At 38.8% G+C, this 14,011-nt stretch carries 14 protein-coding genes; 8 read left to right on the forward strand and 6 right to left on the reverse strand.

What is annotated here, in order from left to right; translation table 11 throughout:
- Positions 1–179: 179 nt before the first annotated feature.
- Entirely contained in the window at positions 180–1,901 is a 1,722-nt protein-coding gene (locus ACLHDG_RS09800; protein WP_415406050.1) for a helix-turn-helix domain-containing protein, read from the reverse strand.
- A gap of 81 nt (positions 1,902–1,982) precedes the next feature.
- Here ACLHDG_RS09800 and ACLHDG_RS09805 point away from each other — a divergent pair, with 81 nt between their 5' ends.
- On the forward strand, positions 1,983–3,119 hold the full coding sequence (locus ACLHDG_RS09805) for an MFS transporter (protein WP_415406051.1): 1,137 nt from the start codon (positions 1,983–1,985) through the stop codon (positions 3,117–3,119).
- A 26-nt stretch (positions 3,120–3,145) separates the two neighbouring features.
- Here the strand turns inward: ACLHDG_RS09805 and ACLHDG_RS09810 are convergent, their stop codons facing one another.
- From ACLHDG_RS09810 to ACLHDG_RS09825, 4 genes are all read right to left on the reverse strand, one after another.
- Positions 3,146–3,958, reverse strand: coding sequence for a thioredoxin family protein (locus tag ACLHDG_RS09810; RefSeq protein WP_415406052.1), 813 nt, complete (start codon positions 3,956–3,958; stop codon positions 3,146–3,148).
- A gap of 85 nt (positions 3,959–4,043) precedes the next feature.
- A complete protein-coding gene (locus ACLHDG_RS09815; RefSeq protein WP_415406053.1) occupies positions 4,044–4,889 on the reverse strand; it encodes a D-hexose-6-phosphate mutarotase in 846 nt (281 codons plus the stop codon).
- A gap of 192 nt (positions 4,890–5,081) precedes the next feature.
- Entirely contained in the window at positions 5,082–5,681 is a 600-nt protein-coding gene (locus tag ACLHDG_RS09820; protein ID WP_415406054.1) for a trimeric intracellular cation channel family protein, read from the reverse strand.
- Positions 5,681–6,310, reverse strand: coding sequence for an NAD(P)H-dependent oxidoreductase (locus tag ACLHDG_RS09825; RefSeq protein ID WP_415406055.1), 630 nt, complete (start codon positions 6,308–6,310; stop codon positions 5,681–5,683). The genes ACLHDG_RS09820 and ACLHDG_RS09825 overlap by 1 nt, the downstream gene beginning before the upstream one ends.
- A 106-nt stretch (positions 6,311–6,416) precedes the next feature.
- Between ACLHDG_RS09825 and cutA the strand changes: the two genes are divergently transcribed.
- The 4 genes from cutA (at position 6,417) to ACLHDG_RS09845 (ending at position 9,344) form a co-directional block, all read left to right on the forward strand.
- Entirely contained in the window at positions 6,417–6,737 is a 321-nt protein-coding gene (cutA, locus tag ACLHDG_RS09830) for a divalent-cation tolerance protein CutA (RefSeq protein ID WP_415406056.1), read from the forward strand.
- Between the two features lie 126 nt (positions 6,738–6,863).
- Positions 6,864–7,319 (forward strand): low molecular weight protein-tyrosine-phosphatase, encoded by a 456-nt coding sequence (locus ACLHDG_RS09835; protein WP_415406057.1) that lies wholly within the window; start codon positions 6,864–6,866, stop codon positions 7,317–7,319.
- 290 nt (positions 7,320–7,609) lie between these two features.
- A complete protein-coding gene (locus tag ACLHDG_RS09840; RefSeq protein WP_415406058.1) occupies positions 7,610–7,993 on the forward strand; it encodes a DUF5329 family protein in 384 nt (127 codons plus the stop codon).
- 124 nt (positions 7,994–8,117) lie between these two features.
- Complete coding sequence (locus tag ACLHDG_RS09845; protein WP_415406059.1) at positions 8,118–9,344, forward strand: glycosyltransferase family 4 protein; 1,227 nt, start codon at positions 8,118–8,120, stop codon at positions 9,342–9,344.
- A 223-nt stretch (positions 9,345–9,567) separates the two neighbouring features.
- Here the strand turns inward: ACLHDG_RS09845 and ACLHDG_RS09850 are convergent, their stop codons facing one another.
- Positions 9,568–10,101 (reverse strand): YaeQ family protein, encoded by a 534-nt coding sequence (locus tag ACLHDG_RS09850; RefSeq protein WP_415406060.1) that lies wholly within the window; start codon positions 10,099–10,101, stop codon positions 9,568–9,570.
- Positions 10,102–10,156: 55 nt separating this feature from the next.
- Here ACLHDG_RS09850 and ACLHDG_RS09855 point away from each other — a divergent pair, with 55 nt between their 5' ends.
- From ACLHDG_RS09855 to ACLHDG_RS09865, 3 genes are all read left to right on the forward strand, one after another.
- Positions 10,157–10,783 (forward strand): alpha/beta hydrolase, encoded by a 627-nt coding sequence (locus ACLHDG_RS09855; RefSeq protein ID WP_415406061.1) that lies wholly within the window; start codon positions 10,157–10,159, stop codon positions 10,781–10,783.
- Between the two features lie 60 nt (positions 10,784–10,843).
- A complete protein-coding gene (gene hrpB / locus ACLHDG_RS09860; RefSeq protein WP_415406062.1) occupies positions 10,844–13,333 on the forward strand; it encodes an ATP-dependent helicase HrpB in 2,490 nt (829 codons plus the stop codon).
- 109 nt (positions 13,334–13,442) lie between these two features.
- Positions 13,443–13,871 (forward strand): desulfoferrodoxin family protein, encoded by a 429-nt coding sequence (locus ACLHDG_RS09865; protein ID WP_415406063.1) that lies wholly within the window; start codon positions 13,443–13,445, stop codon positions 13,869–13,871.
- The last annotated feature ends 140 nt before the right edge of the window (positions 13,872–14,011 follow it).

A 14,011-nucleotide genomic window follows, 5' to 3' on the forward strand; every position in this document is an offset into this window, starting at 1 on the left:
AATTAACGAGTAATGGCTGTAGTATTTGTTAAAAAAAGTTTGCATAACCCTTTTAGTTTCTTCATTGTCAAAAGGGTAGATGGTCTCTACTCCGTTAGGTAAAGGCAAGGACTTTGGCATAGTGAAGTAAAAGTCTAGTATTTGTTCTGAAAAAGTCATTATCTCAAACCTTTTATATTTTACACTAAAAACAACATACAAACCCGTATATCATCATAACTCACATCTCCACCTAAAGCTTCAAACACCGGCTTTAGGCGCAACGTGCCATCTTCAGAAAAGTTCTCTTTTAGGTTCTTGGTTCTTAGCTTCAACACTACCTCATCTACTTGTTCAAACACTTCATCTTTAGGTTTATATTTGTCTAGGTCTATCTCAGGGTTTTCTTCTTTTATGAGTGCTAGATGGTTGACTATGGTACTTTTACCCAAACCTCTGTTTTGTGCCAATTTGATGAGTGTATCTGACTTTGCTATGAGGTGTTTTGTCTTCATATGCGTAGGTGTTACATAGGCAGAGTGTGAGGGTTTACCCTCTTTGATATTTTGTATCTCTTCATCTATCTTCTCTTTGCTTACTATGCCGCCAAGATGTGAGATATGACTTTCAAACATCGATACTAAACGCTCTTGAGACAAAGATTCTATAGCATCACTCGCTTTCTTCGATGCCATCTTAATGCGGTCATCTATGTGTAAGATAAGCGGGTCAACACGCAGTGCCATAGTATTTAAACCCATAAGACGTAAACCTTCTATATTTTTGATACGTGAAAGTGCCACATAGCCCTGTCCTGTCTCGAATGTCTTAGAGAGGTCTATCTCGGCAGCATCCAGCGTCATACCTTGTGATTTATGTATGGTGATGGCCCATGCTAAACGCAAGGGTACTTGTGAGACAGTTGCCATAACCTTGCCACTGTCGTTTTCAAGTGACCAGTCTTCTAGGTCTAACTTTATCTTTTTACCCTCTGTGGTTCTCACTATAGGCATGTTGTCTATGGGACTGAAACTTAGTACTGTTCCTGTCGTACCATTGACATATCCTGCTTCTGGGTTGTTTTTTATGAAGATTACGACTGCACCCTTTTTGAGAGCCAACTCTTCTAAAACCAAAGAGGATTTAAAAATCTTTTCTATGTTCTTTTGACTCCCTTTAGACTCATAGATAAACAGCTTAGGCTCTCCTTCAAGTTTATCTAACTCATCTAGGTTGATGCGGTCTACATCTACATTATGGGTGTACAATTTGGTAGGGTTAAAGTGTGAGGTGAGCTCTTTTTCATGTCGTTCACTCAGTATGTTTTCCGATGATCCTGAAATCTCTCCAGACCTTATGTCATCTAGTACTTGTATGAGTCTGTCATCATCTTGTCTAAACTTCTCTTGCAAGTAGCACGTCTGTAAATCCAGTGCTTTCCATGCAGGAGACTGCCATGCAAAACGCTTCTCTTTAGATACTTTTGAAACAGGGGGTAACTGAAAGAAGTCTCCACTTATCACTACTTGCACCCCACCAAAAGGAGCATCCGTACCCTTAAAACCACGCAGTATCAAATCCATAGAAGAAAATATCTCTGGTGAGATCATAGAGACTTCATCGATGATAAGAAGTTTGAGTTTCGAAAAACGTGTTTTGAGGTACTTTTTGTCTAACAAAAAATCAACATACCCCTCATCTATACTGTCACGTATCCCCAATGAAAAAAATGAATGTATCGTCTGCCCACCCAAATGTGATGCAGCTATACCAGTGGGTGCAACGATGGTTGGGTACACCCTACGCTCTTTTAAGTACTGCGTATACAAATTAAGAAGATACGTCTTCCCTGTCCCCGCCGAACCAGTGATAAATACATTTTTTCCTGATTTTAGTATGTCTAATGCTGTTTTTTGTTTCATGGAAGTATTATAACCCACACACGCAAATATCAAAGAGTAGCGAGAGTACAATTTTGCTATCATACATGAAAAAAGTATGATATGCCAACCAAGATAACCAAAAACATACAAATATCATTACTTCTAGTAGCCACTCTGGGTGTCATGTCTGGCATCACGGTTGTTTCCTCACTGCCCCTTATTAGTCATACCTTCTCAGACATCCCCAATATCGAGTTTCTCTCAAAGCTTATGCTAACCATACCTTCTATCATCATTGCTCTTTTTGCACCCTTTGCAGGGCATATAGTAGACAGGTGGGGACGTCTCAAACCTTTGTACATCGGCATACTTCTTTTTGTACTTGGTGGAAGTTCAGGGTTTTACCTTCATGACTTTTATAGCATTTTAGTGGGTCGGGCTCTACTTGGTTTTGCTGTGGCTCTCATCATGACAAGTTCTACTGCACTCATCGGTGATTATTTTGAGGAGAAAGCACGCCATAAGTTTATGTCCAAACAAGGTCTGGCTGTAGCTCTAGGGGGCATTCTTTTTATCACTTCTGGTGGTCTGTTGGCTCAAATGCACTGGTCGTACCCTTTTGCCATCTATTTCATACCTCTTCTGTTTTTACCTTTTTTACTTAAATCACTCTATGAGCCCGAAAAACATAAACATAGTGATGATCCAGAACTGGAAACAAAGCTTTTACCAGTCTATATTACAGCCTTTTTTGTAATGGTACTGTTCTATATGCTCCCCACACAACTACCCTATCTCATAGTCAATACCTTAGGTGGTAAACCTCAAACCATAGGCTTTGTCATTGCTACAGCTATGATGTTCAATGCCCTTACATCTATGCAATACGCCAAGATAAAAGCAAGACTAAGCTATATGCAAATCTATGCTGCAACATTCATGCTTTTTTCCATAGGACTCTTTTTTATCTCCCAGGCTTCTAACATAACAGGACTCTTTTTTGCCACCACACCCATAGGTATGGCATTTGGGCTTTTATTTGTCAATACCAACGCATGGTTTCTCTCCCAAGTCCCACCGAGAAAACGTGGAAAAGCCTCTGGTATCCTTACTTCAAGTTTTTTCTTAGGTCAGTTCTCTTCACCCTTACTTTTTGAACCTATAGTAAGTAGCTATGGTATACAGGGTTTGTTTTTGTTGATTTCGGTGGTTTCTATTGTTGTTTCTTTGGTACTTTTTGTTAAAAGTAGAATCTAATGTTGTTTCTTTATTCATTAATGCTCTCATCTCAAAAGATGTAAAAAATCATCTTTACTGCTATACCCCACAAAGGTGTATTCTATCTTCTCATTACTTACGTTGACTATGTAAAGCGTAGGTGTAAAAACAATTTCTTGAAACTGAGAAGGAAACTTTTTTTCATCCAAGTTAAGCATAAGAGGGATGTACTTTTGTTTAATTTTTTGATCTATATCTGCTTTCGAGAGTACCCTGCTTTCAAGTTTACGGCACCAGGGACAATGGTTTGTTGTCATAAAGATCATAAGTGGTTTACCTGCTTTTTTTGCTTTAAGCAGAGCAGTTTTGTAGTCCGTTTCATACTGCATTTCAGTAGCAAAACCCTTATGACTTACAACCTTTTTTGAATTAGAGATATTCTTGTTATCATCCTTGTACTGTAACGCAAATTTTTCAAGCATCTCTTCGGCATTGTCCAGTAAGTCTTCTTCCAAGTCTTCAGGTTTAAACATCCTGGTATCTACATAGGTAAGTGCAAATACCTTCTCTTTGCTACCTTCACGAGGCATATACTCACCCATCTCTAAGTCCATCTTCACCGCAACTGTGTCACCCACAGAAAACGGTGTGAGTATAAACACCAAGACACGTGAAAGATGCCCTTTTGTATCTACACCCAACTCCTTAGACATCGTTTGCATCAACTCTTTGATCTCTTCATTATAAACATCTGCCTTAGGTACAGAGTTCGCGACGATGGGATCATAACTTTTAACGCCTGTAAGTACGTAAAAACTTTGTGCATTTATGGCTGTTATGGTGAACCATAGTAGTGTCAATAGCTTAATATACTGCATTTGATTTCCTTGAGAGATAATGAAGATAATTATACCCTAAACAAGTTACTCTCTATCGTGAGCATTCCTTTGCTGGATTTAATGATTATCCATATTTAAATTCAGCTCTCAACACATGTGACTCTTTTGCCTGCAATACCCTTGCATCTTCTCTCGCATTACTTGTCTCCAAACATACCATGGTTCTATAGCCATCTTCAGTCATATCAGCCATTTGCTTTGACTTTTCTATCCAGGGATTCCAAACGACTAGTGAGTTTGAACCTTCTTGTTGTAGGCTTATCTTCTCATCCCTATCAAGTAAGGTGATCGTCTCCGTAGGATTTACATAGACTCTATCTACCTCTTCCTGTATGAGAATGTCACCATCTTGGATAGAGGTTTTTTCTTCCAAAGCATCATAATAAGCCCTGTTCTCCAACCCTTTTATGGAAATATTATCAATATCTGAAACAGAAAAATACGTATGTAAAGCTGTACTGATCTCGAACGGTTTTGTATCTGTATTGGTTACACTCAAAGCTATGCTTAGTTCATGACCGATGATAATATCGAGAGTCACATCAAAGAGATATGCCCACTGCGTTAAAGTATGTGTATTGGGTTTGAGTTGCAGTTGTATATAGGTCGTACCCTCATCTATCTCTTCTTCTAAAACAACTGTCCAAAGCTGTGTACGTGCAAAACCATGTTGAGGAAGGCTGGGATCCTCTTTGTTTTTTCCAAACCATGGAAAGCAGATAGGGATGCCACCTCTGATCGCTTTACCCTCTTCAAAATAAGCCGAATCACTTAACCACAACAAAGAAGCTTTATCCTTCACTTTGTAATGAAACAGATGTGCACCCTGCAATGCTATCTTGGCTTCTGCCTGCTTGTTCTGTATCTCTATGTATTTAAAATCGTTATCAAACTGTTTATGCGTGATCAAAATATATTCCTTATGTTCATTTATTTTTAAACCCGAATTATGAAATAGAATCGTATAAAATAGCGTTTATGCTTGTGCTGTGGGTGTTTACAAAGAATTTGAGGTTAACCCATAGGTTAATCGATGATTCTTTGTGAATGTCCACAGTGCAATGATACATGCTAGTTTTCGATTTCTATTACATAATCCGGGTTAAATTAGAGGAATCGACCATTTTTTATAATACGCTACGATCCTAAGTACAACACCAAGAACAAAGATGACAGCTATAGGATAAAAATGCATCATATCTACTAAGTTCAACAGATATAAACTCAACCCTACCAAGAGTGATATCGTGCCATAAAACCCTGTTTTAAAAACAAAGGGGATCTCGTTGATGATAATATCTCTGATGATACCTCCACCCACAGCCGTCACAAAAGACAAAGCCAACACTCCGGTGAGGTTCAGCTCCTGTTCTATGGCAATGAGTGCTCCTGTGATACTAAAAGAGATAAGCCCTATGGAGTCACTGACGATGAACAGGGGTTTGTTTTCTATACTGTCTCTTTTGTGGAATTTAAAAAATATGAGTAACACCATAACGATTATAATGATAATAGCCGGGATGTTATGTGTAAAAGTATATGGTGTCTTATCCACAGCGATATCTCTAAGGATACCACCACCAAGTGCCGTTAAAAAGACCGATATCAAAACCCCAAGGAAATCCAGCTTACTTCTCACAGCAACAAAAAAGCCAGAGATCGCAAAAGCGATGATACCGATGTATTCTGCTATTTCAAACATTAAGAGATGAACTCTACCACTTCATCAAAAGATAGCCTTATCTGTTCTGACTGTTCATTTACTCTATATCCAAAAGGTAATAATGCAGCGACTTGATACTTACTTGTATCTAATTCTAGGATCTCTTCAACCTTCTCTTTTTCAAAGCCCTCTATAGGACAAGAGTCAATGCCCACAAAAGCTGCAGCGGTCATCATGTTTCCCAGTGCAATGTAAGACTGTCTGGCTGTCCATGCATAGGTATTTTTATCTGTACTGAACGTCTCTTTCAGATGATTTGAATAGAGGTCCATATATCCGTCTAATTGCTCTTGTGACAGTGGACGTCTGGCAAATCGTTTGGCAGGTATACCACTCTGGGGCTTCACATTTTCTATAGCAGCTAAAACCACGACCAAATGGGAACAGGAAGTGATCTGTACTTGGTTCCAGCAGGCAGGACGTAACTTTGCTTTTAGTTCTTCATTAGTAATGACTAAAAACTTCCAACCTTCCATCCCAAAAGAAGAAGGTGACTTGCGCCCTGCTTCCAAAATGTAATGTATTGTTTCATCATCTATCTTTTTACTCTCATCAAACTCTTTACAGGCATGTCTAAAGTCCATAGCTTTTGTAAAATCATTGGTCATCATATTTCCTTTAATTCAATATGGCACTATACTAGCATAAAATTAAAAAGTTCATCTTTGAGAAAAAAATTTCTCTTTCATAACAAATTATACTAAAATAGTCTCTATGAAAACAACAAACTACTGCATCATCACCACAACCATAGACGATGAAAACATTGCTGATCAGATCACTGCTACTCTTCTTCAAAATCATCTCGTAGCTTGTGTACAAAGCTACTCTATACAAAGCAAATATCATTGGAATGGCACTTTAGAGACAAGCCAAGAGATACTCCTACAGATGAAAACCAAAGCTTCACTTTTTGAAGAAATTAAAATTCAGATAGAAGCATTACACTCTTATGATGTACCTGAGATCATCATGACACCTATTCTTGATGCTAATGAAGACTATCTGAACTGGATAGACAAGGAGACAAGATGATAAGAATTACAAGCGTTAAAACGCAGTGCAACAAATCACTAAATGATTTGTGTAAAATTCAATACAAGCGAGGAACTTCTAGGCTAAAGCCTGATGCAATCCTTTCACTAAATGAAAGGATGTGAAATGCTGAGTCGTACACGCATTCTTTTCGTATGTTTAGGCAATATCTGTCGAAGTCCATTGGCTGAAGGAGTCGCTCAATATATCTTAGAAAAAGAGGGCTTAAAGCTAGTGGTAGACTCTGCAGGCACCAGCAACTGGCATGAAGGTGAAGCACCTTGTGACCACTCTATCAAAATTGCCAGACAAAATAAAGTAGACATCAGTCAACAAAGATCAAGACCTGTCACAAAACAAGATATAAAGGACTTTGACTATGTCATAGCGATGGATGCACAGAACAAAAGTGATCTGGAGAATTTCGGATTTACCAATGTCTACAAACTGGGTGACTTTGGAGACTACAAAGGAGCCAATGTCCCTGACCCCTACTTCTTTCCTGGTTTTGAAGGGTTTGAGAAGGTGTTTAAGATGGTAGATGTTTGTGTGAAGGATTTTTTGGAGCAAGAATGCAGATGATTTTCACCCCTCCTCATTACATCTTTCCAAGGTGTAATGCCTACTTCAATTTAAGCGTAAAATAACTCCAAATCCATCGCTAGATGATAAATAAGTTCATATCAAATTGTATAACCACCTAGCGGTGTAAATAGATATTGTTGTATAATAAATACTATATGCATTACGCCTCAGGAGAGACGTAACGAGGAAAAAGTTAGTGAATATGGTGTTAAAATAGAATATGAAAAAATCAAATAAGTATCTAACAAAACGCAGGAGCCTAAATCAATATAATTGGTAAATATAATATGAGGATAAAATTATTTTTTATATTGTGGCTTTTATTTAGTGATGCTGCTTATTCCGATATAGATAAAAACCAACAAATGGAAATAGATTTTCTTATTTCCTACGTAAATAATTCTGAATGTATATTTAATAGAAACGGGATCGACTATAAAGGTAGTGAAGCTATTACTCATATAAAAAGAAAATATGACTATTATAAAAATGAAATAAAAACCACCAAGGATTTTATTGAACTGGCAGCCACTAAAAGTGAAATAAGTGGTAGAAATTATACGGTCAAATGCAAAAATAGTGAAATTCAGGAGTTAGGCAAGTGGTTACTAAAGGCTCTAAGCACTTTAAGGAAAAAGGGTCATGCACACAACAAGTCGCTCAAGCAATGACGCAGCATAGCTGTACCACTTAACTTAGCGCTAATCAAGCCTAACCATATTTAAAGTATAATCCCAACATGCATAACCTACTCATAAACCAAGTCATACCCCAAGTAAAACAAGAAGTACCTAAATGAAAAAAATATTAATCATCGGCTATGTATGGCCTGAGCCAAATTCATCGGCTGCAGGTAGCCACATGATGTCTATCTTACGACTCTATAAACAACAAAACTGGCAAGTAGAGTTTGCGACACCTGCCCAAGCAACTGAGCATATGATCGATCTAGCTAATGAAGGAATTTCAAGCCAAAGCATTGCGCTAAATTGCGATAGTTTTGATACTTATATTACACAGTACCAACCAGACATAGTCATGTTTGACCGTTTCATGATGGAGGAACAGTTTGGGTGGAGAGTTGAAAAAAATTGCCCAAATGCACTAAAAATCCTGGACACGGAAGATCTACAATGTTTACGTAATGCTCGCCATCAAGCCCATAAAACAGGAGGTAAGTTTACACAAGCAGATCTGTTTAGCGATCTGGCAAAACGTGAAATAGCCGCCATATTACGCTGTGATATTTCTCTGATCATCTCCAGTTTTGAAATGGAATTACTGGTAAATACTTTTAAAGTAGATGCTTCTTTGCTGCATCTCTTGCCATTTATGGTTGACTTGGAAAAGTGCCCAGCTAAGACAACCCCTTTTTCCGATCGTAAACACTTTATGACCATTGGTAATTTTCGTCATGCTCCAAATTGGGATGTGGTATTAACTCTACAAAAGATCTGGCCTTTGATCAGAAAACAGATTCCTGAAGCTGAGTTACACATCTATGGATCTTACCCACCACCAAAAGCTACAGCCTTACATAATCCCAAAACAGGGTTTTTAATCAAAGGTTGGGCTGAGAATGCATTCAGTGTGATGGAAGAGTCTCGTATCTGTTTAGCTCCCATACGATTTGGTGCCGGTATTAAAGGTAAATTGTTAGATGCTATGATCATGCAGACTCCAAGCATTACAACATCACTAGGCAGTGAAGGCATGCACGATCAAGAGCCTTGGCCTGGTTTCATTGCAGATGATATGACTGAATTTATAGAAGCCGCAGTTAAACTCTATAACGATGAACAAGCGTGGCTTGATGCACAACAAAACGGAACCGCACTTTTACATGCACGGTACGACAGTGAAGTGATAGGAGCAAAGTTAATCACGAAGATAACTGAAGTAGAAGAAAATCTAGACCAACACCGTTTAAATAATTTCACAGGTGCCATGCTTAAACATCATACTATGATGAGTACAAAATACATGTCGCAGTGGATCGCAGCAAAGAATAAGAATGTCTAAACTACTCTTGTTTCCATACTTCACTAGAAACACATAACAAACCATCCATTAATCACACAACGTGTGCTCTGTTGTGGCGAACGCCCTTGAAAGCAAAGCGATTCGAGAGCACAACGATTTTTTGCTTCGTTTTTACTAAAAAAATGAAGAGAGAAACAACGCCACAAGTAAAATAAAAGGCATTCCAAAAAAATATTACAATACTATTTAAATCATCTATTTACTAAGTCATCCAAATCTTTTCTCTCACAACAACACTCTCTTCATCCTCGATCAAAGTTAGTTCACCATCCAAAATATTGGCTTGTAAATTCATAGCACGTTTCGCAAGTACTTCTATATCACCTTCTATCTCAAGATAAATCACTTGAAGGTTTGAAAAGCGTGTAAGCGATGTCTCAATGCTTTTCCACCAAGATGCAGCCATACCCTCTTGATAAGTATAAATAATGACCTGTTCAGAACGTCCACAGGCTTTTTTGATACGCTTTTCATCAGGTTGCCCCAAGTCTATCCATAGTTCTATATCTCCACCTAAAGACTTTTTCCACAGATCAGGCTCATCTTCTTGCGATATACCTTTACAAAAGACCAACTCTTCATCTGCATTGAGTATGAATGCAATCAAACGAATCATCAGACGCAAGTCCGTTTCAGAGGGATGTTTCGCCATGGTTAGGTTATGCTCTGCATAATAATGACTATCCATGTTTGCGATGTTTAGTAGTGCTTTGTAGATGGTTGCTTTGGTTGCCATAGAATTCCTTGTATTTTAGAGAGTATATTATAATATAAATCTAGTATAATCACCCATGAAACATTTACCCCTAAACAATATTTTTGTCCCTTCTAAAGTACCTTCTAAAAAGCTGATGATCATTCTTCATGGTCGTGGAGATTCATCTGATGGATTTACTTTTTTGCCAGAATACCTAAACATAGATGACATGAACTACCTTTTACTTGATGCACCCTTCGAGTATTACGGGGGCTTCTCCTGGTATGACTTACCTCCTCATCAGCTAGAGGGTATCGAGTACTCACGCAAGGTACTTACAGGGGTTTTAGATACATTGTTTGAAGAACAGTTCAATGCACATAAGAGTTTCTTGTTTGGATTTTCACAAGGTGCACTGCTGACTTTTGAGTTCGGTGCCAGGTACGAGAAAGTACTTGCAGGGTACATCGCAGTAAGTGGCTATATCTATGATGCTGATACTCTACTACAAGAGATGAACCAAGACGTTAAAGCTTCAAACTGGCTATATACACATGGAACATATGATGAAGTTCTGCCTTTTAGCACTTCAAAAGAGCAAATTGAAGTGTTGCAAAATGGTGGGTTCGACATAGAGTTTAAAAGTTATCAGAAAGATCATACAATTGCAGAAGATGAGTTGATGATGTTGGCGGAGTGGGTAAAGAGTATCAAAACTTAAGGTCGCAATTTGCGACCTTAAAACAATAAAAATGATGAAAAAATAAAGTATAATCCTATCATGCAAACCCTACCCATAAACCAAGTCCTCCCACAAGTAAAACAAGCACTCCTCTCTTCAAATCGTCTCGTTTTACAAGCTCCTCCAGGGGCAGGAAAGACCACTGCACTCCCTCTTGCACTGTTAGAGGAACCTTGGTTAAAAGACAAGAAGATCATCATGCTTGAACCTCGTCGTTTGGCGGTGCGTTCTTCTGCTGCACGTATGGCTGAGCTTTTGGGTGAAAAAGTGGGTAAACGTGTAGGCTATCAGATAAAGATGGAGTCTGTGCAGAGTAAAGATACAAAGATACTCATAGTCACTGAGGGTATCTTGACACGTAAGCTTCAGGCTGACCCTGGCTTGGAAGATATTGCTTTGGTCATCTTCGATGAGTTTCATGAACGTAGTCTTCATGCTGATCTCTCTTTAGCACTTACGCTTGAGTCTCAGTCTGTGCTTCGTGAAGACCTCAAAGTACTTGTTATGTCTGCAACACTCAACACTTCTGCCATTTCAAAATTACTTGACCAGGCACCCATCATACAGAGTGAAGGGCGTTCTTTTCCTGTGGAGAGTATTTACCTACCTACGCATACACCCCAACCTACTAAAAAAGAGATACCATCTTTTGTACATACACTTCTGCTAGATATCTTACGAAATGAAGAGGGGAACATACTGGTATTTTTATCAGGTATGAGAGAGATAAAAGCTGTAGAGAAGCTTTTAAACACCATGAAGCCAAAAGATGTTTTCATCTCAACACTCTATGGCAACCTTAGTAAAGATGCGCAAGACAGAGCCATAAAAGCACCAGCCAAAGGCTTTAGAAAGGTTGTGCTTAGCACTAACATAGCGCAAACTTCTTTGACCATAGAGGGCATTACTGTAGTAGTAGACTCAGGACTTCATAACGTCTCTGTTTTTAACCCTTTCTCAGGCATGAATAAGTTAGAGAGTACTTTTATCTCCCAAGATTCCGCTACTCAAAGAGCAGGACGTGCAGGACGCTTGTCTGCGGGAAAAGCCTACCACCTTTGGCATAAGTCTAAAATACTTCTAAAGCATGATGTCCCTGAGATACTCTCCGCAGACTTGACGCAGATGTTTTTAGAACTGGCACTTTGGGGTAATGATGATATGAATTCTCTCTCATGGATGGACACCCCTCCTGCCACTGCCATCACCCATGCAAAAGAACTACTGGAGCAACTAGGTGCGCTGGACAGTAAAGGCATCATCACCTCACATGGTAGAGCCATGAGCCGTTATGGTTTACACCCAAGACTAGCACACATGATGCTCAAAGCCAAAGCACTTGACCTCTCTTATGAAGCTTCACTTTTATCTGTTTTAGTCTCAGAAAAAGACATTTATCATAATGCTTTTGGCTCATCTGATATGCGTGAACGCGTCTCAGTGCTTCATGATGTGACTAACAAAATAGCGGTCAATACCCAATTCATCAACCTCAAGCAATGCCACTATGTTCTCGCTAATGCCAAACGCATAGAAAAGGTACAAAAAGAAACCATAAACCTAAAGATGCTTGGCATACTCCTAGCCTTTGCTTACCCAGACCGCATCGCCAAACAACGCTCAGAACATAACAACACTTACCTACTTTCCAACGCTAAAGGTGCATCTTTACACAGAGGAGATGAACTTTTTCATGCACGTTTTTTAGTCTTGTCTGACTTAGATGCCCGTACCAAAGAAGCAACTATTTACAAAGCTATAGAACTCACCCAAGTGCAAATAGAAGAACACCTCAAAGAGCAGATAGAAGTAAGAGAAGCCGTAACGTGGAATGAAGAGCAACAAAGGGTAGAAGTACGTAGAGTACAGTGTTTAGGTGCCATCATATTAAGAGAAATACAGATAACCAATGCTTCAAATGAAGAGGTTTTGACCGTACTGCTAGAGGAACTTGAAGCGTTAGGATTAAATGCATTAAACTGGAGCAAGGAAGCTCAAACACTTAGACAAAGAGTCAACTTTGTCAATGCTTATGGGATGGCATTCCCTGACTTTAGCAATGACTACCTTTTAGAAAACATGGACGAATGGTTAGCTCCTTACCTCACAGGCGTAAGTACGCTCAGAGGCTGTCAAAATTTAGACTTACATAACATACTTTTAGGACAACTAAGTTTTGAACAAACCAAACAACTAGACACCTTAGCCCCTAGCAAACTCAAAGTCGCCAGTGGTTCACACATTGCCATAGACTACAGCAACCCCAAACAACCCATCTTAGCTGTACGCCTACAAGAGATGTTTGGTACAAAAGCCACACCAACGGTACTAAATGGAAAAGTCAAACTCATGATACACTTACTCTCCCCAGCCTCAAGACCTATGCAAGTCACACAAGACTTAAAGAACTTTTGGAAAAGCACCTATGATGAAGTGAAAAAAGAGTTAAGAGGAAAGTACAAAAAACACTACTGGCCAGATGATCCGCTTACAGCTCAAGCGACTAGCAAGACCAAGAAAAATATGTAACTAATTTTGATCATACAAATAAAAACAGGGTATTCACATGACAAAGCAGAGTCACTTAAGAAGAACCTTTATATAATAACAGATAATAATAATTATAAAAGGAAACCAAATGAATAGAAGAAAAGCATTAAAAGTAGCAGGTGTAGCTGCAATGGTAGCAGCTGTAGGTGCTGAAGCAAAAATGGCAGTAGAGCATATGAACCGTATGGATATGAAACCAAAAGATCCGGCAAAGATGGACAAAGGTGAACTCAAACACTCTCCACTCGTAACGATCAAAGAAAAAGATGCTAAAGGGTATACACTTATAGAGATCACTGTAGGTCAAGGTGGGATCATTCATCCAAGTACACCGGATCACTGGATCGACTTTATCGAGCTCTATGCTGATGACAAACTGGTAGGAAAAAGCACCCTTGAACCAGAGATTTCACGTGGAGCAGCTTCTTTTTCATTAAAACTTGACAACGTTAAAGTACTCAAAGCAAAAGCCGGTTGTAACCTACATGGTATATGGACAACATCCGTAACATTATAATCACCTTTTCCAGTTACACCTCTCCCGAGGTGTAACGCATACATCAACTCACATAATAAAATACTTTCTTACTTTTATGTTCTACACAGATATTGCACTGTATTTCACTAAGCTAAAGACAAAGAAGTAGCTTTATAAGG

This window comes from Sulfurovum iocasae (assembly GCF_047716765.1).
In the GTDB taxonomy this organism is placed as follows: Bacteria; Campylobacterota; Campylobacteria; order Campylobacterales; family Sulfurovaceae; genus Sulfurovum.